Origin of the sequence: Bradyrhizobium diazoefficiens USDA 110 (assembly GCF_000011365.1) — a bacterium.
Lineage (GTDB): Bacteria > Pseudomonadota > Alphaproteobacteria > Rhizobiales > Xanthobacteraceae > Bradyrhizobium > Bradyrhizobium diazoefficiens.
Genome location: NC_004463.1, coordinates 2287378 through 2308675, shown reverse-complemented (window position 1 = coordinate 2308675; position 21298 = coordinate 2287378). Strand labels below are relative to the sequence as shown.

20 protein-coding genes and 2 pseudogenes are annotated in these 21298 nt (G+C 56.8%); 7 read left to right on the top strand and 15 right to left on the bottom strand.

What is annotated here, in order from left to right; genetic code table 11:
* Positions 1 to 19: 19 nt before the first annotated feature.
* Genes BJA_RS10390 through BJA_RS10380 form a run of 3 tightly spaced genes read right to left on the bottom strand, consistent with a single transcriptional unit; the run spans position 20 to position 3385 of the window.
* Positions 20 to 799, bottom strand: coding sequence for a phytanoyl-CoA dioxygenase family protein (locus BJA_RS10390; RefSeq protein ID WP_011084927.1), 780 nt, complete (start codon positions 797 to 799; stop codon positions 20 to 22).
* A complete protein-coding gene (locus tag BJA_RS10385; RefSeq protein WP_011084926.1) occupies positions 765 to 2069 on the bottom strand; it encodes an MFS transporter in 1305 nt (434 codons plus the stop codon). The genes BJA_RS10390 and BJA_RS10385 overlap by 35 nt, the downstream gene beginning before the upstream one ends.
* Positions 2066 to 3385, bottom strand: a complete 1320-nt coding sequence (locus BJA_RS10380; RefSeq protein WP_202801489.1) for a lysine N(6)-hydroxylase/L-ornithine N(5)-oxygenase family protein — start codon at positions 3383 to 3385, stop codon at positions 2066 to 2068. Before BJA_RS10380 ends, BJA_RS10385 begins: the two co-directional genes overlap by 4 nt.
* 352 nt (positions 3386 to 3737) lie before the next feature.
* On the opposite strand from BJA_RS10380, the gene BJA_RS10375 reads away from it, so the two are divergent.
* Positions 3738 to 3941: a hypothetical protein gene (locus BJA_RS10375; RefSeq protein ID WP_014497739.1), complete on the top strand. Its 204-nt coding sequence runs from the start codon at positions 3738 to 3740 to the stop codon at positions 3939 to 3941.
* On the opposite strand, the pseudogene BJA_RS10370 reads toward BJA_RS10375, so the two are convergent.
* Positions 3929 to 4888, bottom strand: a pseudogene (locus tag BJA_RS10370) (type IV secretory system conjugative DNA transfer family protein); the annotation flags it as partial. The gene BJA_RS10375 and the pseudogene BJA_RS10370 sit on opposite strands and share 13 nt — an antisense overlap.
* 222 nt (positions 4889 to 5110) lie before the next feature.
* On the opposite strand from BJA_RS10370, the gene BJA_RS10365 reads away from it, so the two are divergent.
* Positions 5111 to 5614 (top strand): hypothetical protein, encoded by a 504-nt coding sequence (locus tag BJA_RS10365; protein ID WP_162494059.1) that lies wholly within the window; start codon positions 5111 to 5113, stop codon positions 5612 to 5614.
* Positions 5615 to 5849: 235 nt separating this feature from the next.
* Here the strand turns inward: BJA_RS10365 and BJA_RS10360 are convergent, their stop codons facing one another.
* Positions 5850 to 6134, bottom strand: a complete 285-nt coding sequence (locus BJA_RS10360; RefSeq protein ID WP_011084921.1) for a hypothetical protein — start codon at positions 6132 to 6134, stop codon at positions 5850 to 5852.
* Between the two features lie 861 nt (positions 6135 to 6995).
* On the opposite strand from BJA_RS10360, the gene BJA_RS10355 reads away from it, so the two are divergent.
* Entirely contained in the window at positions 6996 to 7913 is a 918-nt protein-coding gene (locus BJA_RS10355; protein WP_011084919.1) for a TauD/TfdA dioxygenase family protein, read from the top strand.
* Positions 7914 to 8822: 909 nt separating this feature from the next.
* Here the strand turns inward: BJA_RS10355 and BJA_RS10350 are convergent.
* From BJA_RS10350 to BJA_RS10335, 4 genes and pseudogenes are all read right to left on the bottom strand, one after another.
* Complete coding sequence (locus BJA_RS10350; protein WP_011084918.1) at positions 8823 to 9605, bottom strand: hypothetical protein; 783 nt, start codon at positions 9603 to 9605, stop codon at positions 8823 to 8825.
* Positions 9602 to 10189, bottom strand: a complete 588-nt coding sequence (locus tag BJA_RS10345) for a S1 family peptidase (protein WP_011084917.1) — start codon at positions 10187 to 10189, stop codon at positions 9602 to 9604. The genes BJA_RS10350 and BJA_RS10345 overlap by 4 nt, the downstream gene beginning before the upstream one ends.
* 145 nt (positions 10190 to 10334) lie before the next feature.
* A pseudogene (locus BJA_RS44005) lies at positions 10335 to 10481 on the bottom strand (M12 family metallopeptidase); the annotation flags it as partial.
* A 203-nt stretch (positions 10482 to 10684) separates the two neighbouring features.
* A complete protein-coding gene (locus tag BJA_RS10335) occupies positions 10685 to 11203 on the bottom strand; it encodes a hypothetical protein (protein WP_011084916.1) in 519 nt (172 codons plus the stop codon).
* Positions 11204 to 12459: 1256 nt separating this feature from the next.
* Here BJA_RS10335 and BJA_RS10330 point away from each other — a divergent pair.
* Positions 12460 to 12666 carry a cold-shock protein gene (locus tag BJA_RS10330; protein ID WP_011084914.1) on the top strand — a complete coding sequence of 69 codons (207 nt, stop codon included), beginning with the start codon at positions 12460 to 12462 and terminating at the stop codon, positions 12664 to 12666.
* 294 nt (positions 12667 to 12960) lie between these two features.
* Here the strand turns inward: BJA_RS10330 and BJA_RS10325 are convergent, their stop codons facing one another.
* Complete coding sequence (locus BJA_RS10325) at positions 12961 to 13491, bottom strand: gamma-glutamylcyclotransferase (protein ID WP_011084913.1); 531 nt, start codon at positions 13489 to 13491, stop codon at positions 12961 to 12963.
* 45 nt (positions 13492 to 13536) lie between these two features.
* Positions 13537 to 13893: a hypothetical protein gene (locus BJA_RS42955; protein ID WP_223153695.1), complete on the bottom strand. Its 357-nt coding sequence runs from the start codon at positions 13891 to 13893 to the stop codon at positions 13537 to 13539.
* 567 nt (positions 13894 to 14460) lie between these two features.
* Here BJA_RS42955 and BJA_RS10315 point away from each other — a divergent pair.
* A protein-coding gene (locus tag BJA_RS10315) for an IS3-like element ISRj2 family transposase (protein WP_085967575.1) occupies positions 14461 to 15590 on the top strand; the annotation gives its coding sequence in 2 pieces (ribosomal slippage) (positions 14461 to 14713 and positions 14713 to 15590; 1131 coding nt in all).
* A gap of 264 nt (positions 15591 to 15854) precedes the next feature.
* Here the strand turns inward: BJA_RS10315 and BJA_RS10310 are convergent.
* The 3 genes from BJA_RS10310 to BJA_RS10300 are packed head-to-tail and all read right to left on the bottom strand — an operon-like array spanning position 15855 to position 17683.
* Positions 15855 to 16979: a DUF3800 domain-containing protein gene (locus BJA_RS10310; RefSeq protein ID WP_011084910.1), complete on the bottom strand. Its 1125-nt coding sequence runs from the start codon at positions 16977 to 16979 to the stop codon at positions 15855 to 15857.
* Positions 16980 to 16991: 12 nt separating this feature from the next.
* Complete coding sequence (locus BJA_RS10305) at positions 16992 to 17312, bottom strand: helix-turn-helix domain-containing protein (RefSeq protein WP_011084909.1); 321 nt, start codon at positions 17310 to 17312, stop codon at positions 16992 to 16994.
* A complete protein-coding gene (locus BJA_RS10300; protein ID WP_014497752.1) occupies positions 17309 to 17683 on the bottom strand; it encodes a type II toxin-antitoxin system RelE/ParE family toxin in 375 nt (124 codons plus the stop codon). Before BJA_RS10300 ends, BJA_RS10305 begins: the two co-directional genes overlap by 4 nt.
* Positions 17684 to 17918: 235 nt before the next feature.
* Between BJA_RS10300 and BJA_RS42950 the strand changes: the two genes are divergently transcribed.
* Positions 17919 to 18338: a hypothetical protein gene (locus tag BJA_RS42950; RefSeq protein WP_223153697.1), complete on the top strand. Its 420-nt coding sequence runs from the start codon at positions 17919 to 17921 to the stop codon at positions 18336 to 18338.
* 447 nt (positions 18339 to 18785) lie between these two features.
* Here the strand turns inward: BJA_RS42950 and BJA_RS10290 are convergent, their stop codons facing one another.
* The gene (locus BJA_RS10290) at positions 18786 to 19052 is read right to left on the bottom strand and encodes a DUF3551 domain-containing protein (RefSeq protein ID WP_018648598.1); all 267 of its coding nucleotides are present in this window, start codon (positions 19050 to 19052) and stop codon (positions 18786 to 18788) included.
* A gap of 537 nt (positions 19053 to 19589) precedes the next feature.
* On the opposite strand from BJA_RS10290, the gene BJA_RS10285 reads away from it, so the two are divergent.
* Positions 19590 to 20273, top strand: a complete 684-nt coding sequence (locus BJA_RS10285; RefSeq protein ID WP_026312933.1) for a helix-turn-helix domain-containing protein — start codon at positions 19590 to 19592, stop codon at positions 20271 to 20273.
* The last annotated feature ends 1025 nt before the right edge of the window (positions 20274 to 21298 follow it).

The window sequence follows — 21298 nt, the reverse complement described above, 5'->3', positions numbered from 1 at the left end:
TCTTCCTCAGACGTGGCTATCAGTTGCGATAGAATATGCCATTGGGACGCTTTAGGTTCTCAAGATCTGCCACAGCTTCTTCTGGTGGGTTGTACGCACGCTTCATGCGGTTGTATTCGGTGCGTGTTGGCCCCTCAGTGGATGCGCGCTGGAACACCAAGTGAATCGCACGACGCGACCGATCGCTCTTGTTTGGCAAGGAGTAATGGGGCGCATAATCGTCAAAAATGAAAACATCCCCAGCTTTCAATCGCACCGGCTCCCATGCGAAGGCCTCGGCGATCTCCGGGTGAATCACGCCACCCGCATCCATCGGAAACATTCCTTCCTTATGGCGAGCTGGCGTGAAGAAGAGCCCACCGTTGCCCGGGCCGGAGTCGTCCACGGCGATGGATGCAATTGCGTGCACCATGCGTTCGGGTATCTTGTGCGGGACATGATAGATGTCCTGATGAGGGCGGTACCCGCCGCTGTCCGGATACTTGAAGATCAGAAGTTCCTTCAACATCCGTGTCTTCTCATTCAAGAGTGTCTCGACCGCTATACGAATGCGGCCATCGGCCAGGAGCGCGTCCCGTAGAGGGGCATGGTAGTCTAAGAAGTTCTCGGCCTTGGAAATAATTTTTCTGCTGTCACTCGTCTTCTCGAACCACAACATCCACTTGTCGGAGCTTACATCCCAACGTGCAACTTCCTCAACGTAACGAGAAATCTTGTCGCGCTTGGCTGGATCGAAGAACTTCTCCAATCGAAGGTATCCATCCTTATTCCATTTCGATTGTTGCGCCTCGGTCAGCATGTGTGAGCTCCTTCCTAAAATGAGACGGATCAGATGTGCTTTGGCCGAGGCGGGTTGCTAGCACCGCATTAAGAGCGGTCGCGCTCAATAGGCTAAGCAACATCACGTCAGGGCCGAATCCACGGACCAACTGCCCTCCGACCATAGGAAAGCCGAAGAGCCCGAGAAAGTATGCGAGGGTAAATATCTGCGATGTAGTGGGCACGGAGACGCCGTGCTCACCGGCGAGATTGACGGCTATCGTATTCAAGGTTGAATAACTTAACCCATAGCCGGCGGCAAAGAGGACAGAGGCCGCAATATAGAGTGATGTGCTGCCATCGTTGAAAAGGAACAGCACCAGAGACGCAGCGGTCAGTAGGATGAGCGTGAGTGCCAGTCGGCGTAACGGCAGGCTGCCCATGAGGTGAGCGACAGAGAAGCGTAGTATCACGCTCGTAGCAGTGAAAAAGAGAAAGAACAGATCGGAATTCAGGTGACGTGAGGCGGAATACGCGCTCTGATATGTGGACAGCCCCGCGAACACGCAGCCTGAAATCGCAATCATGGCGATGGGGAGTGCTGTGCACTTCTGAAGGAGTGTCGTAGTCGCGGCCAGAGTAATTGCGATATCTGGCATAGCCAGTGCCGATAGCCTCGACGTCGCGTGTCTTGTAAGGTCTACGCAGGCGGCGGCGATCACGCACGCAATCGCAAGCACCGCATAAATCGTGGCCAGCGAACCAGTGTATTTTGCGAGCAAGTGACCAAGTGGAGCTGCCAGGCCGAGCCCAGCCATTTGTGATCCGGATAAGACCGTCAAATACTGAATACGTGCTGAGGGCCGTAGATGGCGGATGATCTGCAGCGGTGCCAAAATGAAGAACACTGACCAGGCAGCGCCCACCAGCAAGCCTCCACCGTACGCAGCTCGCGTATCGAGGGCAGCGCCGGCAAAGGCAAGCATGGCTAACGCCATAAACAAGGATGCGACAGTCAACGTGGGCAATAGGCCTATCCGCTTTGCCAGCCACCCTGCCAAGCAACAGGAAACGAGAGTGGTAGCCATGCCGCTGGAAATGATAAGACCAGCGGCTTGACCATCCGTTTCGAGCGCATGCATGTAGTCCGGCAATAGAAAGCTAGTGCCGTAAGCTGCTGCAATGACAATGGAGGCAATCAAAAATGGTACAAAGGCGCGGTAGTCGAGCGTGCCTGAAAGCTGATCGGCGGGGTTGGCCGTTCCATCCGCAATCCGGCCCCGCAGCGGTGAGGTCGAGCCGCCGTTCATGTGCCACCCGATACCTGTCGGGTCGATCGCATCGCCACCACACCGGCGTCTCGTTCAGACGCGTCCGAAGTTGCGTAAACCTGAATCATCTGCCTACCGGATGTATTCAAATAGAACGGTCGGCCGAGGAGGCTATTGATAATTTGGCTGTTACGGTACGCGACCAAAGATAGATTGGCGCTCTGCAATCCGTGCTGCACGCGGCTTTGATTTTGTAGATATATTGGTCCTGGCACGGGCCGACCGAAGCGGACTGCATAGTCCGGGCCAAGTACTGGCAGGCCATCTTCCATACATGCTCCCTCGAGCAGGGCCTCCAAGAAGGGCGGCGTACGCGGCTGGAAACCAGTAGCAAGCACTATACGATCGACTAGAATGCAGCTATTTCGCTGCGTTGCGATCTCATCTAGATCTACTCGCCAACCCATTTTGTGGGAGGTGATGCCTTTCACGACTACGCTGGGCAACACACGAAAACGGTCGGACAGCGTGCCATCCACGCTGCGTTCGTACAGCATTTCATATAAGCGGTTGCACAAGTCGACGGAAATGCCATCGCTCGTAAGCATCTCGCCCTCGACTATATCGCGGCGTTGCTGAAGCGGTAGAGCGTGAAAGCGACGGCTATACGCGGGCGTATAAGCTTCATTCACGAAGCTGTTGTCGTCGATGGCAAAAAAGTTCGAACGCGACGTTGACCACGTGATCTGGGTGGATACAGAACGAGTAAGAATGTCCTCGGTAATCTCAGCGCCACTCTGACCGCCTCCCACAACGAGCACATGCTCGGCTGCTTGCGGTAGCGGCCGCTCGAGATAGTCAGCTGCATGGTAGAGAGTGCCACATAGCAAAGATCTGGCACAGGCGGGGATTTTGGGCTCTACGCCAACACCAACAACAACAGCGCGCGCTAAGTATGTGGTTGTATTCGTGCTGATGCGGTAGCCGTCCCTAAAGGGAATAACATCATTGACGACCTCGGAAAAGCGCAGCGTCTTGAGTCGCCCTGCGACCCACCGGTAGTACTCAATAAACTCCTGCCGCGATGTTGAAGCATTGCGCTTGTTGACAAAGCTGTAGAGCCGACCATGCAGCGCCAAATAGTTGAGGAATGAATATGGACTAGTAGGATCGACCAGGGTCACGCAATCCTTAAGCGGCGACACCTGTAGGCGGCTGTTCGGCAGCGCAAGGCCCGGATGCCAGACAAGTGCGTCTCGCTTCTCCAGGAAAAGTGCGCGGAGCGGAGTAGGTTCAATAAGCGCTGCAAGACTGAGGTTAAATGGGCCGATCCCAATTCCGATGACATCCAGCATTTCCACAGAAGCCTCCTTGAACTCGTGTAAGTTCTTGTCGTTGGCGCTCGCGTAAATTCTGTCCGGGTCTGGGTACGTCGATTGATTACTGAAGCACGTTTGTGTGACTTGGGATGGGGCAGCGGCTTGGCCTGTAGCCGCGGCAGTGGTCCGTCTGCTCAATAGCAACCGCCGTGCCACCCACAAAATCTCGACTGCGCCTTGTTGGACGAGAAGAACATGCCCACCTACGGCATTTCGTGCGGAATCGCCCCGGCAGCTCTTGTCGGATTTACGACATTGCGGCGGCAATCGGACATACACATGCGGAATTCGGAGCGCGCGGATCCATGGCTGAAAACCAACACCGTGAGTGCTCGTCTACGCCGACGTCGTCTTGATGAACCTTCAGTATGCACCTGCGTTGCTCCAAAAAGGCGAGACGCCGGCGGCCGCCCCGCAAGAGATGCTTCGCATTTTTGAGACCATTACCTCCGAGCATGATGTCGGGTTGTTCCGCCGTTTCGAAATTATGCGCTACCGGCATGTCAAGCGCGGTATCCCGATTCGGACGTGACAGTTGTCGAGGATCGAGTGTTGGGCCCATATGCCTTCTCGATCTGGTCCAGCGACTGAGCGATCAGGAAACTCTTGATGCCGTAGCCGGCCATGAACGCCAGCGCGGACTGGAAGAAATCGAGCCGCCGAGCGCCGGGAATTCGTCAAGCATCAGGAGAAAGCGGCGTCGGCCGGCCTTGGCCTGCAGATCTTCCGTCAAGCGGCGGCCGAGCTGATTGAGAATCAGACGGATGAGTGGCTTGGTGCGGTTGATGTCCGAGGGCGGCACGACAAGGTAAAGCGTGGTTGGCCGATCCCCGCCGACGATGTCGATAATCCGCCAGTCGCGGCGCCGTGTCACCTCCGTCACGACGGGGTCTCGGTGGAGGCCCAGGAACGACATCGCGATACTCAGGACGCCCAGCGTTCGTTACCGCATTTGTTCAGCAGCTGGCGGGCAGCGGAAGCGACGACGGGATGGACGCCGCCTTCGCTGAGATGCGCCGTTCGCATCATCGCGGCGAACGTCGTCTCGATCGGCCGCTTCGGATCGGACAGGAAGGCTGCGACGCCGGCGTGGGTTTTGTTTCCTCGGGATAGAGGACGTGGAGGATGGCACCAACCAGGAGGGCGTGGCTGGTCTTCTCCCAGTAGTTCGGCTCCTCCAGGCTACCCTCCTGGTCGACCAGGATGTCGGCGATGTTCTGGACGTCGCGCACCTCCCACTCGCCGCGGCGGACCTCGAGCAACGGGTTATAGGCCGACGATTTTGCATTGGTCGGATCGAAGAGAAGGACGCGACCGCGCTGGCTACGGAAGCCAGCGGTGAGCTGTCAGTTCTCGTCCTTGACGAACGATCGCCGAGCCCGGCCAGGTCGGGAGCGAAGGGATAACGAGGCCGACACCCTTGCCCGATCTCGTGGGAACGAAGAACAGGACATACTCCCGCCCATCATGGCGAAGATATCTAACGATGCACGCGATTGCGGATCCCCAGCGCGAGCTTTTCTACGTCAAATTTCTGCGATGAAGTAGGGCAGCATGATGGGCAGCGCTTCCGCGCGCCGGTAACGCCCTATGTTCGATCGGGATATCTCCTCCAGGTCGTGACGAGCTCTTCGTCGGGCGGCATCGGCGACGCCGGTGATGATATCGGCGAGCAGATCCGGATCTTGCGGAGCGAAGTGCGTGCCCCCTTCCGCGACAAGCAACGCGAGCCAGCCCCATTGCATCTTTAAGCAAGCCACGCAGGACAAGGTGCGCCCGGAAGGCGACGGCCTCGCGGACCCCGACGGCTTTACCTGCCTCTGCGCCAGTTTCTTCATCTGGGCGAGCGGCTTCACGCGGGATGGCGATGTCATCGGCGTGCACATGTCAACCTTTGCGAATGACGGCGCCTCGCGCATGTCGGCGCGCGAACTTCAAAGGCAGACAGACATGGACCTTCGCAAGTTCGACGGCTTCCTTGCCCGGATGGGCATGCCCTCGCCGATCCGTGCGCAGACCTGGGCGACGCCGCCCGAGGAGATGTTCGGCCTGACCCCCGCGGAGATCGCCACCATGACGCGGGAGACCGCCTTCGCTCGCATGCGGGAAGCGAATTGTCGATCCGGCGCGGCCCGTTGGCGCGCTGGGAGCCGCTCTCCCCTTCCAACGATGCCTCACGATCGCCATGCGATCAGCCAACGCTGATGACGATGATGCGCCTCGGCGCGGCGCGCTATCTTGGGAAACTCGACAGTTAGATCGGTTCCCTCGGCACATGACTGGTCGCCGTCGATGCGGCAGCAGCGGACTGAAGGACGGCTTACGCCCTACTGTCCGAGGGGTTTGGACGCTCACAATCAATATCGCGAGTAAGCTAGGTCACATTGTCCGCGTACGGAAAGAACACTACCGATCCGGCGACACTCTGTGAGTTGGGTCTTCATCGATATTTCTGCTCGGTCTCTCTTGGATAGCGCCGGATAACATTTTGGCGTTCCTGACTACGTCTGCGAAAAATCTTCGTAGATATCGAGTTCTTCATTGATTTTGCCCCGAGCTTGCGGCCGGCCTCGTCGAGGTAGAGCTGATTGATCAGGCCGCCGTTGTGGATCAGAAACTCACGCGAAGCCTTCATTTCAACGTCGGTCGCGACAAGATCGGGCTTGAGCTGGATCGAAAGCACTTCCGCCGTCTTCGCCAGATACTCGGATGGATTACCGAACATCAGATCCTGGCACCGCAGGGCGATATAGGCTTCTTCTCCAAATAGCGGTACAGCGCCAAGGCGTCTTCTTCGACGACGCCAATGTGGCCGCGGAGAAGCACTTGCTCGAAAACCATTTCCACAACCAGCTCAGGGCCAGGCTACTTGGCTGCGAGGCGATCACCCAGCTCGTGCGCAGACCGCCATTGCCCCGCGCGAATACCTCAACAGCAAGGGCGAGCTTTCCCGCAAGATGCAGGATGACGCACCGTCGCGTGGAATCTCACGACTGGTGTCTATTACAAAGCGGGCGAGAAGCCGTGGTCTCTTGCCGACATCCGGGATGGCGTCTGCTACACAGGCCTCGTCTTCAAGCGTACAAACAACCCGGTCGAAGCGAAGGAGGCGTGCTGTGGCGCGCAGATGTTCCCTCATACCGGCGAAGGCATCGAACGCCGCGGCTGCGAAGACCGCCCCCGTCAATGGCCCGAACCTCGGCCGGCGTTCTCCGGACGCTGCCGTTCTATCGACGTTTTGCGGCGAGGAACGGGCAGCTCTTAGGGGACCTCTTATCGCTTCGGTGTCAGTGGCCGTGCATTCGAACAGATTCCTATTCATCGGGCAGCGGACGCAAGAGCAAACGCTCAGCGAAATACAACGCTTTCGCCGCGGTCAACTACCACTGCTAGCAATTGATCGAACTAGGGATTTGTTCAATATTCGATGAAGCGGATGCTGCGGTAACCTTTTCGAAGTCGCGTGAGTTCAACGGGAGCCACTCGCTACCCATAGATGATGACGGATCCAGCTAGCGGTCGCCGCTCGCGCTGGTCTGCCTGGTCGAGCGGATAGTGTGGCCTAGGGGCTACGCAAGATGGGACCATGACTGCAATGATCTTGTCGGACAATGTCATTCCTCGCGCCGATGTCATTAAACGCGCAGTGCGCATCGGCGCAGAAATCCGAAATGTCAAACTGTCAGGCGATTTACCGGAGCAGACGATTGCCTCGATCAATGGGCTGCTTTTGGAGCACAAGGTCATCTTCTTTCGCGGCCAGCTCCACCTCGATGATGCGGAGCAGGAGAGCTTTGCCATTCGTTTCGGAGAGTTGACACCTCATCCAACGCTCGGTGCGATCAAGGGAACAGCGTCGATCATCGAGCTTGATTCCACCCGTGCAGGTAGCCGGGCGGATCTCTGGCACACTGATGGAACCTTCGTCGATGCCTACCCTAAGATCGCCGTGCTGCGAGGCATTGTGATGCCACCTTTCGGTGGCGATACGGTCTGGTCAAACACCGCCTCGGCCTACCTCGACCTAGCGCCGCCGCTCCAAGGGCTTGCAGACAGGCTATGGGCCGTTCACAGTAATGCCTTTGACTACGCAATACTTGCCCGCGTCAGCGAGCTCGACAAGAAGCACTTGGACGAAGTCTTCACTAAAACAATCTATCGGACTGAGCATCCCGTTGTGCGCGTGCACCCGGAGACTGGCGAACGCACGCTCGTGCTCGGCGCTCTGGTGCAAAACTTCGTTGGCCTGCCGAAATACGATGGCCAGAAGCTGTTCGATTTGTTTCAGTCTCATATCACTGCGCTCGAAAACACTGTGCGTTGGAGTTGGAGGGATGGTGATGTAGCGATCTGGGACAATCGCGCTACACAACATTATGCAGTGAATGACTACGGCGACCAACATCGCCTCGTTCATCGCGCAACCGTCGCCGGTGAGGTGCCAGTCAGCATCGATGGTCGGAGTAGCGTAACGCGCATAACGGGCGACCACCAAGCTGTCTAGATAAGCGACAACATTGACTACGACACGCACAATGGAAACTCTGCGGTTGTGCGCTCAATCGCTCTCTGCAATATTCGGCAGCTAGGTTCCCGTCGCAGTCAAAATATGAACCCGATGCGGCGCCTCTCAACTTGAAAAGCAACAACTGTTCTTCACAGGCCGCAAGAGGTTCAGCAGCTGCTCGTAGCGGTACAATAATCATTAGAGCGGCCGGGGAGTGTTCTCGTCGGCAGATGCTGAGTCTCGATCGGCCACATGGCCGGGGGCCTTTCCAGGAATGCTCCGCTCGTACGTTTTTGAGCAATCCCATACGATCTGTCCTTTCTTGGGGTAATGGCCGCGACATTATAGCTGGTTAGCACCGCGCTTTATCGTGCCTTACAACGCTAAGGAAGTTGGGATGCAATATGGATCTGCCTGCACCAGCATGCGTGAGGGATCTACCGTCTCGCCATCCGCAACAGTTTACTCTTACACCGATCGGTTCCTCCTCATGAACGCGGCTGGCGCACTTTCCCGCGCATCCTCAAAGCCGCAGCCCAAGGTCTCAGCGCCCAGTGACCACCCATCGTCTCGGAAGAGTTCTGGCGCAGACGCGCCTGCTTCCCTCGGCTCGGTCGGAGGAACGTCTAGCTGGTTATTGCCCGTTACGACCGTATCTGAGAGAGGCGGCTCAATTTATCGAAGATGAGGTCATCCACCTCTACAAGCACCACAGTGGCCGCCTCGCGTCTTATGGCGGTCCGCAAATGGCGTGCAGTGTTAAGCGTGAATTGCGGTTCCTCGATCAATAAGACTGACTTGTTGACCACAACGTCGGACCCGGTAGTGCTCTTGTCGGGAGGTGCCTCCTCGCTCGCCTCGCCGGCGGTGGGCCGCCACGTCCGATAACCATGATAGCGCCGAAAATCATGGTAATAGCCGGGGTCGTAGCGATAGCCATATCCCCTGAACGCGCTCACATGTTTCTGTGGTGCTTTGTGGATATGCGGCTTCGCCGGCTGCGAAGCAGGACCCTGGTGGGCGCAACCGGCCGCAAGCGCGCAGAAGAGGACAACGAGTATCGCCTGAACCTGCCGGAAAGCGGGGCCGAGCCGATGCAGCCCGTTGGAAGCGCAGGCCGGTAAGGAAAGCATGACCATCGATCGGCACCTGCGTCGCAAGGATCTGGGAAACGTTGACAGTGGCGCCGAGCCATCCGCGGTATCTGTCGACGGCAGGTCCGCTCGTGAGCTTGTAGGTGAAGCGAGCCTGCGCGCCGGTATCGTTGACCGCACAAGCGATATTGCTGGCGCCGTTTCCGGTCTCGACGTGCCACGTGCACCCTGCAATGCGATAGCCGGGCTCTGCAGGGAACGTCTCGGCATAGTCTGCAGTATGCTCTGCAAAGACGACGGGGTGGTCGTCCTTGGTTTTATCCACCGTATAGGAGCGCTCGATCTGCTTCGGTTCGTCAAGCTGTGATACCGGCACGTTCACGATAAGGCGGCGGTCTTCGGGCAGTATCGTGTGGATCGCTCCGGCAAGAATTTCGGGGATCTTCACCCCAGCGTTGGCTTGGGTCTGCACATGCGTGGAGTTCAGCTTGCTCCAGTTCTCAAAGAAGATCGTCGTGTCAACCCATTTCGTCCAGCAGACAGAGGGTTGTGGTAGGGCTGCGATCATGCTGTAGAGCGGGCTTGCGGTGATCACGGTCGCTGGAATGATGAAGTTGACACCGGAAACCTGCGCCTCGTTCCACTTGACGATGCCGCCACGCCGAACTCGTTGAATGCAGGTCCGCCGCTGTTGCCGACATTCATGATTGTGTCGGTCTGCCGTCGGCCGTTCGGGCTCGTCTGGCTGCTGATCAGACCGCTCGAAATGCTCAGATCCAGATCGAGAGGATAACCTAGCAAATAGATCGGGGCCTGCTGGTTGTCGTTGATCACAGGCATCGGGCAACGAGAGGCGCCACGGCTATTGCCGGCGGACTGCGACAGCTCCAGAAGAGCCAGGTCCCTGGCATCGTCGCGATGAACCGCAGTGACCTTGATGGGATTCGCATTGCGCGACCCGAGGCGGGCATTGACGTCGAAGCTCTTGTAGTTCTCCTCGCGTCCGATCACATGGCTGTTGGTCAGCACGAGGCTGTCGCCGATGAGCAGCCCGGAGCCGCCGCCGACTTCCTGCTTGTCGTTGTACATCACGCCAACGTACTGGACGTGAACCGTCCTGACATTGTAGCGCGCAGCAATCTGCACCGCCGCGCGATCGGCCAGCGCGGGCGCGCCCATGGATAGTAAGAGACCGAGTGTCGGGAGGGATAGAATTTCCTGACGGCGGCGATATCGAGTGGGCTGAGTTGTCCTTTCCGTTCCATGCTGGATTACAATAGTTCATTATTGAATCGAGATCGTATTGGGTGACCTTATAATCGCCGACCGAGCCGGAAGCTTTTTCGTTACGGCACGCCTCCGGCGCATCGTCGCGGTTCTGTTCATGCGTAAAACCGAGGGCATGTCCGAATTCGTGGACAGCGACAACGCGAATGCAGAACTCGCGCCGATCTCGGAGCCTTTGCTCCAATGATTGAAGCTGAAATTGAGAGTCATGCCTGACGGCTTGCGGTCGAGATACTCCACCCTCCTGTATACTGGCACCAAAACCAACCTTTGGACCCCCAGTATGGGTTGCTGGCAGTGCGTGGACGCGGGCAGACCGGGATCAGACGCACAGCCGACAAGCTTCAGGCGGAATTGGTTGAGGCGGAGATCCCCCAAGCGCTTCCGTCAATGCTGGCCAGATCCTGGCTCAGGGATCAGCGGCGCGCCGCCAACGGAAATTGGCCCTTCTGGCTTAGAGGGCTGGACCGCTCTTTTCGCCAGCTTCGAAGCTGATTGGGCTGCAGGCGGAGAAGAGACTGGCGGCGCAGACGCAGCAGCGAGTGAACTCTGCAAGGATTCGATCTTCGCGGTCAACGCTTCGATTTGGTCCGTCATCCGCTTCAAATCGGCTTGCTGCGCACCGATATTGCGATTGAGTTCTGCGATTACATCGCTCGCCCGTTGTTGCTCGGATCGAACCTCCAGCAGAGCTTCCCTAACCTCAGGTGACAAGCCATGCATCGGCGCGGGCCCAAGCACTTGCGACCTCGCCAAAATTGTCTCCATGTTAGTCCAAACACAGGCTGCCGCGGCACACAAACCAAAGAAGACCAAGAGGACGAGAATCCAAGACGAGCGCCGGGAGGATTTGTGCAAAATGCGCGGTAACTCCGAGGCGTTCGCCTCAGCAACCACATCCATCATTCTCAGCTGCCATTCCCAAATTTTGACGCCTCTCGTTCACGCAATAATGGGCATCAGTCAAGAGCTGCGGGCGAGGTACGATACTGAGCGCAAGCTCGCCGGAAGTCCCGCTATCGCTGTCGGCAATCGCCTTTCGCGTTTTTAGATCGGACTTTCGACCGAGCAGCTTACCGACCGATCATGGCTCGGGTCCGGCTGCTTAGGCCGACAGGCTAGCGGATGCAGGGCCGTGAAGCTGAAGCGGCGTCGAGATCCAGCATGAACTCGCCCATATGCGCCGCAATCCTTTGCTAAACGGGGGATAAGAGCAGGCAACGTCACCTCAGATTGTACCAGGCTCGACATCCGAATTACGATTTTGGCGAACACCTTTGGGGCATCCATTCGCGTTCGTATGGACGCGGCGACACTAGATCGAACACTCGTCCTCGAAACCTGTCTCTTTGAGAGGCGCAAACTCCGTTTTGCCAAGCTTTGGGCTGTCCATGATCAGGCCGGTTCGACGCTTGACAGCCCGACAGCCTTGCAGGAACGAGCGAGGAATAGAATCAAAGGGCCTCCCCAGCTCGACAAGGACGGTCTACATTTGCGTCCCAATCTGCCGGATCCGCATCAGCATTTGTTTTGAGGTTCTTGTTTTAAAGTGGAGCGCGGGGTCCGGCAGGTGCCGCTAAGATTTGCGGCTTTGGTGCTACCGCGTTTGGTTGGAGAAAGTGAGTTTTCAGGTCTCGATACTTAGGATTCTCGCCGGCCAACCGGAGGGCCGGGCGAGCCTTGCCGTCCTCAAGGATTACCTGGCGGTGTTCTACACCAGCGGTCCGGAGTGGACGGATCGTACGAAGCGATTGGCGGCGCAGACGCCGGATCTCAATATTTTCGGACAAGGGCTGGTTACGCGGGAACCCGGACAATGGATCATAACGGACAAAGGGCGGGCCTTTCTTGCTCTTCTGGAACAGAAGAGCGTACCTGACTCTCAGGAGCGAACGCTCGAAGGCATGGTTGAGAAACCCCTTGCAAGTAGGCTTCCCGCGCTTGCGCCGGGCCGACAAGACCACAGTGCCAGTCGCCGGCACCTCCGCCGGAAGCCGCTGAGGGCGCGCGATGGGCGTTCCAGCTAGCCCCTCCCTAAGCTCACGCCCGGCGACGATGTTGCTCCATATCGTGCCGGAGCAACATTGCATACCCCGCGCACCGGCTTGATGCCCTTCGCAAACCATACTTAGATCGCTGTTGTTTGAGATGGAGACATTGTAGTGGCAACCGGTATTGTGAAGTGGTTCAGCGCGACAAAGGGTTATGGATTTATCAAGCCCGATGATGGCGAAGCCGACGTATTCGTGCACATCAGGTCAGTCGAGAAGGCCGGATACACCTCCCTTGCTGAGGGGGCCCGGATCAGCTTCGAGCGCAAGACCGGCAGCTCCGGCAAAGTGTCCGCAGACAATCTGCGTATAGGATAGCCTTCTTTCGCGACGAGGGGAGACATGGTTCTCTAAGGACCAAGCCACCACGATTCGAGACGGATGGTAATCGACGCAAGCAATTGAGATATCGTCACTAAATCAACGTAGAAATATTTCTGTGCTAGCATTTGTGCTAAATCAGCGACTTAGACCTGCCTGAATGTGATAGATGTCACACTTTGAGGCAGCATTCTTGACGAGGCCCCAGCCGGGACGGATGGTCTGCTATCGCCTCGCTACCGAGCTCATCTGCCGGAGCTATACCCTCTCCCATACCCTCAAAGGCAAATCCTAGCCCCGGAGAGCCTGCACTGCTTGCCATAGCTCGGTAACGGCCGGATCTTCTAAACCCACATCGTGCAGGCCTTCAAAATTCCTCCTCACATAATCCAGTGCACTGCCACTAGTGCCTCGGGCCTTGAGGATCATCTCTGCCTTCTTGGCAGTGCTTATCGTCGAACCGAGCGGGTTTACTCCCTCATAGATGTATACCTTGGCGTCTACCGAGCGCCCGTCGGCCAACAGCACCTGCAGATCTGTCGGATCACACGCTTCTCTTTTTCGCAGAGCACGTAAGAGGACCGGTATTTTGTCATTGTCCGGAAACTCAAAAGCGGCTCCCTCACAGCTGGCCCCATCAAACGGCTCCAGATTCAGCGTGATGCCAGGGTTCTCTTTGGTCCCCCAGTTAACCACTGACTTCTTATTGAAGGTTCGACGATAGCCACGAAGCGTTGCGCGCTGAGACCCCACGCAGCCGAACTCGGACTGCCATCCATCAAAGGTGAGAGACCCGAAGCCAAAGACCCAGACCACGATCACGCCTCCATCTGGGCCAAGGTTTGCTCGAACAGCATACTCACCAGTCTAGTCCCGATAGGGCGTGCAAAGGTCGGAGGCTAGCTGATCAGACACGCCTGTAACCCGCTTCTGGATAAACTCCGGAGTGAAATCCTGAAACCTATCGCTATTCGCTCGCAGCTTAATGATCGCCTCAGGGTCAATCTTCAGAAGTTCCTCCACATAGCCCAACACCTTCACATAAGAAGGGGCGTTCACGTGCCTTGGCCCAACCAGGTTTGCAAACAGGGTGGCAATTCCCTCCTCAATGTTAAGGGCGGCGCCACCCCCGTTCGGGGTAAGGAGGTGCACTATTTCCTGAGACAGTTCGAAACGCGCTTGCTCTTCATTCGACTGACAAGTGTCGCTCAGATGAATCACCACGCATCTGCTTTCCTGCGAGTACTGCGGAAACCAAACACCAGGGCGAGGGCCTCCCACCTCAATTCCAAGGATCGTCCAGCTCCGATCACGCGTGCCGAATTGCCTCTCTGCCTGATTCAACCAATCCCCCAGTAAAGTTGTGAGGGTGTATGTCCAGCGCTTAGACTCCTCCTGCCAAGTCCTAACGAATCCAACCGTCGGCGACGTAAGCATCTATTCAGCCTCCCTTTTAGGGAACCCTACGCTAAAGCTCCGCAGCGGCCAACAGAGATACCCCTCAATCTGCGCACGCACTTGGGACGAAAGGCCGGACTTTACCCACTCGCTCAAACCGAAGCCCCACTCGTAACTCCCGATGCCTTCCTCTTCGCTTTCGCCCTTAGGATGGGAACAGGCGACACGATGGTTATCGTTTTCGATGCCCTAGTCATTGCGACATAGAGATCATTTATTTCCAATCTTTCAGGCGCAACGATGACAGAGCTGGCCCCGCAAATTCGGACAGTAGCTTGAGTGGGTTTTCTGCCTGACAGCGGCGAGGATTCTTGCTGCGAATCAGGAGCGAAGATGACGAAGAAGAGCCGCCGGACGCATTCTCCGGCATTCAAGGCGAAGGTTGCTTTGGCTGCGGTCAAAGGAGACAAGACACTGGCGGAGCTGGCGCAACTGTTTGATGTTCATCCGAACCAGATCACGATCTGGAAAAACCAGCTCCTGGAAGGCGCCGCCGGCGTGTTTGGGCATGACAAGACATCGGCCGAGACGCCGGTCGATTTGAAGGCGTTACATGCCAAGATCGGCGAGCTGGCGTTGGAAAACGATTTTTTGTCCGGCGCGCTCACCAAGGCGGGCCTGCTGAGCGCAAAGCGATGATCGACCGCGGTCATGATCTTTCTATCGTGCGCCAGGCGAAGGTCCTGAAGCTGGCTCGCAGCACGGTCTACTATGAACCTCGGCCAGTTTCGGCCGAGGACCTTGCCTTGATGCGTCGGCTCGATGAGCTGCATCTCGATTATCCCTTCGCGGGAGCGCGTATGCTGCGATCGTTGCTGCGGCGGGAGGGGGTATACGCCGGTCGCCGCCACATCGCGACGCTGATGAAGCGCATGGGGATCGAGGCGGTCTATCGTCGCCCGAACACGAGCAAGCCGGCTCCGGGTCACAAGATCTACCCGTACCTGTTGCGCGGATTGAAGATCGAGCGGCCCGACCATGCGTGGGCAATGGACATCACCTACATTCCGATGCGGCGTGGCTTCGTCTATCTCGCGGCGGTCGTCGATGTGTTCAGCCGACGGGTCCTGGCCCATCGCGTCTCGATCACAATGGAGGCGGCCTTCTGCGTCCAAGCGGTCCAGGAGGCGTTGGCGAAGCACGGCAGGCCCGAGATTTTCAACACGGATCAGGGCAGCCAGTTCACCAGCCTCGAGTTCACCGATGTGCTGCTGGACGCGAAGATCGCCATCAGCATGGACGGCAAGGGCGCCTGGCGCGACAACGTGTTTGTCGAGCGGCTCTGGCGCACGGTCAAATACGAAGAAGTTTATCTCCGCGCCTACGACAGCGTGTCCGAGGCGCGAGCGTCAATTGCCAAGTATCTGGCCTTCTACAATCAGGGACGCCCTCACTCGAGCCTTGACGGGCGCACGCCCGACGAGGCTTACTTCGGCACGCAAGCTATGGTGATGGCCGCATGACCGTCGCCGACGATTTTGTCGTCGCTCTGGTCGGGCTACGCCCTCCCGACGCAACGACAAAATCGTAAAGCCCCGCGTTCAGCATAACCCGGCAGGAATCCACTTAAATCCAGCGGGGCGCTGTCCAAACAACCGGGGCCAGCTCTGACGCTATAGATCTTGCAATTGCTTCAAAGGCAAGATCACCATCTAAATACTCCCGACGTTCAGCTGAGAAGTTCGAAGTATCCCACCCTCGCGAATGCCGATTATTGATCGCCTCGTTCATGCAACGTGAGCCCCATCTGGAAAGCGAAGAAACAGATCAAGCTTATCTATGTCGTGCACACTGGCGACATGATGAAGGAACGTGACATTGGCTGCATGCGAAGCTGAGATGAGGTCCGACAAGAGTTTTGCGTTCTCCAGGCTCGTCCCGGCCAGAGCCTCTCGATCCGCAGCGACGTCCTCATGACCCGTGTTCGTAAAGTAGGTGTGCATCTTTCCTAAGACGCCCACAATAACGTCTGAGATCTGAAGCCCTAGCTCGGCTTTGGAATCCGCAAATCGGAAGTTCGCAACCGGTTTCCCCTGGCTGGTCAGAGGTGTTTCCAGCAGGCGGTCGTGGATGACCTTCTCCATGTCGAAGATGTGGGTCGAATTCTTGAAGATCGCGATACGTCCCTGGTAAAAGGTACTGAACTCATCGATGAGCAGGTTCGGGTAATAACCTTCAATGAACTCCAGACTCTCCAGCGCCCGTCCGGCCTGCAGTACACCTTTCAACATCATTGCATTGAAATGCCGGAGGACATCACTGTTACGTTCGAGAATCTCAATGAGCCTGTCGAGGAAGGGTCTCCGCCCCTCGGGTGATAACCCCGGATAGCCGAAATCGTGAAATAGCTGGATGGTTGCGGCCAGTTCGCAGCGCAGCACTGCGACGAGGTCGCTTTTCAGCAAGACGTGGTATTGCAAGAGCATCGGATTGCCAAGTTCAGGCACGATCGAATCGATGATATCTGCAACTGACCAGTAGAATGGATCCAGCTCGTGATAGTGGATCATCAACCCGTTATCGATAAGCCATCGAAGGAACGTGGTCAGCTTTCGGGAGCGAAGAACGTCAAGAAAGTTACCCTTGGCGACATGCTCCAGTTTGATTTCCGGAGCCGTCTTCTGGATACGCATCGCTTCTCGAAGCGATTGAATCTCAATCGGTCGCGGTGCTCCTTCATGCACAATGCCGCCGAGGACGAATACCTTCAGCTCAGCAACGTTCAAACGTCCATCGTCAATATACAACTTGCGGATATTGTTGGTCTCATCGTGATAAAACGTATAGACGCCGTCGGCCTTGGTCAAACCATGTAGCTGGATTTCAGCATCCCGAAGTTCGTCAATATCCATCCATTCCCACTCTTAGGCCGCAGCTCGCGAGGATGCGCGACGAACGGGCTTATGACGGATAACGACGTCCACACGATAATTAAGCCGATCTAGGCATCGAACAATCCTGTCGATCGAGAACTTCCCTACGCGGCCGGTCACTAGGGCAGATACATCAGGCTGTTTAAGGCCTAGCAGTTCGGCAGCCTTTGTCTGAGTCAACTTGCGACGTTTGATGATCGCACGAAGCTCACGAATAAGTTTGGCTTTGAGGAGTTCTTCCTCAGGATTGGCAAAGCCAAGGTCAGCGAAAATATTATCGCTGCCTGCGGTTGCTTTAATTGCCTTACTCATTTCTTGCCTCCTTTTCCGTAGTTCTCTTGGTAATGAGCCTCGGCTGCCTTCAACCGGGCCTGAATTACCAAGATGTCGTGCTTCGGAGTCTCAATCCCCTTCTTCGACTTCTTTTGGAAGGCATGAAGGACATAGATAACGCCAGCGAAGCGTACGGTGTAGACGGCACGGAACGTATCGCCATCTTCATCGTCGATGACCTCCAGTACACTCCGGCCACCAAAGCCCTTTAAGGCCTTGGCACGAGGATGCTCGTCGCCGTTTTGTGCATCATTGATCGCAAACCCCATGACGCGGCGAACCTCGTCCGGGAAAGCTCGTAGATCGTCCTTTGACGATCCGATCCAAACTACGGGCTTCTGTGTGGTCATTCGCCCTTCTCTTATAGCACTACTGCTATAATTTTGCAAGGGTTTCCTGACGGGCCTATAAATGGCGAATTTCCGCCACTGCCCGTCGACGACCTCTCCGATCCTGTCCATCAACGTCGCTAGGCGTACTTTTGATGGCCTCGATCTTGGGTTGAAGCTATGGTGATCGCCACTGGGGAGGGGGCAATATCCTCATAAATCGAACCGGAACGAATGGTCTAGCTGTGGCGACTGATTGATCGGGGCGCTTTGGGCGCGTCAAAGTGATCAGCGAGGACCGGTCCTCTTTGCTGAAGCCAGCCAGCCAGCAAGCAATATTTTGAGGCTGGAGCTCCTGAGATCAGATGCCACCCAAGCTGCCTGCATTGGCAACACGCTCCCGGAAGGCGCCGCGCGTCAGTCAGGATCTACTCAGGCGCTTTACATGGTAGATCAGATCAATCGACGTATGTCTTGCGATCTTCGGTCCTACCACGCGAATGCGCTTGGCATTACTGGTCCGCAAATGATGATCTTGATGGCTCTGACGGAGCTGGAAGAAGATGGTGTTCCCGTCAATGCTGTCGCGAAGCTGATGAGAGTCGAGTCGGGTTTCATCACCAAGCAATCGAGGGAGCTTGAGGTAAGCAGTTCGTGCGCCGGAAATCCGACATGAATGATGCCAGGTACGTCCTTTTGTCGCTCACGGGCATCGCTCGCAAGATCCTTACGAGCAGCAGAAAGAGGTTGAGCAGTTCGTCTTTGATTATGTCAGCATTCAGGAGTTCGCCAAACTGGCCGCCTGTTTGAATGGACTCAGGTCTCGGTTGGAGAAGGCTCGGCTGCACGCCGCGCTGAACTCTGAGACAGATTGAGACAGTACTGGGAAGAGCGCGGGCCTTCTGCTATCTTCCGAGAGATCTGAGCCAGAAGATCCGTTTCGAATAGTGTCGCCCCGCCCCAGGAGCGGATATCGCCGTCCAGATGCAAGGATGGCACCGGGCGCAGTCGAACGAACGGACCAATCAGCCGATTCAGCGGCTGGGGTCGAGCGAACCGCGACACGAGTCTGAACGGTCCGTCCATCATCCAACGCTGCTTGGCTGACCTGACGACGTTCGCCTCAGCGCAATTGCCTTCCCTGTCGCTCGAAGGCGTACATCGGATTGATACCGCAATAAGCGTAGGTGCCGGATGCGGTAGCCATGCACTGACTGTAGGTCGAGAACTGGCAGTTGCCCGGATATCCCCAGGCTCGGCCCTGCAGGCAATAAACGTCTTGGCGAGCCGGTGGGGTGTACGAATGAACCCGTGAAGCAGCGGTCAAATCTGATCCAAAGCTGACGAGGATAGGAAGTGCTAGGATTCCGGTAGCGAGAAGGTAAGGCATGAGATCTCTTGCCTCCTTAATTCGCTGAAGGATAGAGCATCCGTATTAGAGGTTTGATCTTAGTCAATTGCCGGTGTCGGGTCCAGTTGGACCATCGTCAGCGAGACAATCACCCGTGGCAGAGCCTCGACGGGGGCTCTTGAGCAGACGTTGGATATCAGGGTGGGCTTAAGAGGGCCGGAGCCGATTATCCGCACCCGTCCTTGGTCTTGGACACACTCGCTCGCGATCCGAAGCCGCCTTTCAAAGATACTCCGCAGTGAAACGCATCTTTTAAGCGCGACTTGTCGCCTTCGCGCAGCAGAACACTCGTATGGCACTCAATCCATGATCGCTTCGTTCGCTCCGACGCGCGTTGCGGGGCCCCCCTCGACCGGATGACAACACATTGCGTCACCTCAACTGCTGCGCGCGCACTGCGTCACAATGACACGACTTCTCCTCTTCATGGCCGCTTGTTACAATGACATCCATAGATTGCGCCGGATCAATTCGCGAGGCTCCCCTTCGTATATTCTGGTTCAGGAGTGTCGAACCATGTTCGTGAGCATCACCACAGACCATAGATCCCTAATCAATTCGCTCAGTGAGCTCGGCATATCGAGCGGCTCGAATCCGATCGTCAGCTTGAGTGAATTCACTTACAAGAAAGGTAAAACCATCTACATCGAGAGTGAGCCAGCCGAGTACGTCTACCAGGTCAGGAAAGGCGCGGTACGGACCTGCAAATTACTCTCCGATGGGCGGCGCCAGATTGGCGCATTTCATTTGCCGGGTGATATTTTTGGACTCGAGAACGGCGGAGTCCACCGATTTAGGGCGGAAGCGATCATCCAAACCGCTGTTCGCCTGATCAGGCGGCAACACCTTGAGACGGTCGCCGAGAATGACGCGGTTGTCTGGCGCACCTTGCTCAGCTTGACGACGAATAACTTGCAACACGCCGAAGACCATATGCTGCTGCTCGGACGTAAAACTGCTCTGGAGCGCGTTGCCGCGTTCTTGCACGAGATGGATGAACGACTCACGGCTGCTGACGTGATCTCGCTCCCAATGTCTCGGCGCGACATCGCCGATTACCTTGGTTTGACCGTCGAAACCGTTTCGCGTGCAGTGTCGCAATTGCACACTGATGGTGTCCTCGATTTCATCGGCAATACCCAACGCGAGATCGTGATTCTGGACCGGCAGCGGCTCGCGAGCCTTGACCTGCAAAGCTAACATGCGGACGGCGTGAAAAGCTTCGGTCGCGGTTAGGATCGCCCGCAGCAACTACCGCACTTTCAGGAAAATTGATCTCACCTCCGAGGCGCAACCAATCAGCTATCGAGTGCTATTCCCCGAACGCTGCGATGTACCTTCGGGCGGTGCCGGTAAACACCGCCGGATCATACAGGCCCTTGAGCCAACGCCGGTGACGACGGCAAACCATTGCAATAGACTCGACCGCCGTTTCGATCTCGAATGGAATGCATTCGGGTTTCACGCGCGCCGCAACGTCTCAAAGGCGAAATCACCCAGAAGGTCGGCACGCCTGTTCATTTGTACAGCATAAACGCCGGTACGTTTTCGTGCCCGAAGCTCATTCGAAACAACACGACGAACGTCTAAGCATGCGCTTTTGGCCGGACGGGCCGTGCCCAATTAATCCTCCATCAAGGCCACTTCCGGGAAAATACGGGGGCTTGCCTTCGATTTACAATTTGCAACTTGCCCGATCGCTCCGGCTTCGCTTGAATGTCCTCATGCGGGGCTGGACTGTGATCGTGCTTCTGGGCCTTACAGCCATAGGAGCTTATTCCGTCGGCCGTCAGGACGGGCGACCCTCTACTTCTGCGCCTGCAATGGTAGCGCAGCTAACCAGCCCCCCAGCAAGTCCGCTCGCGCTAACGGCGGTGCCGGGCAGCCCTTCGCAGCCGCAAGCTTCCAAGACTGCTCCGCCCGGCCCGCGTGGCGCCACCGCAATACCCAAGACACCGCAAGATCCCGCCCCACAGCAAACCGACACAAAACGCAAGATCGAAGTTGCGCTGACCGCCGCGGCCATCGCCGCGATCCTGATTAAGGCCAGCCGGGATCACAATATCACGCAACTGGCAGACCCTGCGCCTGCCCGGATGACACGATGCGCAATGGCCGGGCATGCGGCAGCAGAAGCGCCTATTCGCGGCCGGGCGGCGCGGCACCGCTGTGCTACTGGGTGATGTTACGACAGCAATGATAGACGAGTATCGAAAAAAGATAAC

Excerpts from the sequence above, each read along its gene's own strand:
- BJA_RS10285 (WP_026312933.1), top strand. The coding sequence starts at position 19,590 with ATGTTCGTGAGCATCACCACAGACCATAGATCCCTAATCAATTCGCTC.
- BJA_RS10380 (WP_202801489.1), bottom strand. The coding sequence starts at position 3,385 with ATGCTGGATGTCATCGGAATTGGGATCGGCCCATTTAACCTCAGTCTT.
- BJA_RS10290 (WP_018648598.1), bottom strand. The coding sequence starts at position 19,052 with ATGCCTTACCTTCTCGCTACCGGAATCCTAGCACTTCCTATCCTCGTC.
- BJA_RS10360 (WP_011084921.1), bottom strand. The coding sequence starts at position 6,134 with ATGTTCGGTAATCCATCCGAGTATCTGGCGAAGACGGCGGAAGTGCTT.
- BJA_RS10305 (WP_011084909.1), bottom strand. The coding sequence starts at position 17,312 with ATGAGTAAGGCAATTAAAGCAACCGCAGGCAGCGATAATATTTTCGCT.
- BJA_RS10390 (WP_011084927.1), bottom strand. The coding sequence starts at position 799 with ATGCTGACCGAGGCGCAACAATCGAAATGGAATAAGGATGGATACCTT.
- BJA_RS10385 (WP_011084926.1), bottom strand. The coding sequence starts at position 2,069 with ATGAACGGCGGCTCGACCTCACCGCTGCGGGGCCGGATTGCGGATGGA.
- BJA_RS10355 (WP_011084919.1), top strand. The coding sequence starts at position 6,996 with ATGACTGCAATGATCTTGTCGGACAATGTCATTCCTCGCGCCGATGTC.
- BJA_RS10345 (WP_011084917.1), bottom strand. The coding sequence starts at position 10,189 with ATGGGCGCGCCCGCGCTGGCCGATCGCGCGGCGGTGCAGATTGCTGCG.
- BJA_RS10300 (WP_014497752.1), bottom strand. The coding sequence starts at position 17,683 with ATGACCACACAGAAGCCCGTAGTTTGGATCGGATCGTCAAAGGACGAT.
- BJA_RS10335 (WP_011084916.1), bottom strand. The coding sequence starts at position 11,203 with ATGATGGATGTGGTTGCTGAGGCGAACGCCTCGGAGTTACCGCGCATT.
- BJA_RS10310 (WP_011084910.1), bottom strand. The coding sequence starts at position 16,979 with ATGGATATTGACGAACTTCGGGATGCTGAAATCCAGCTACATGGTTTG.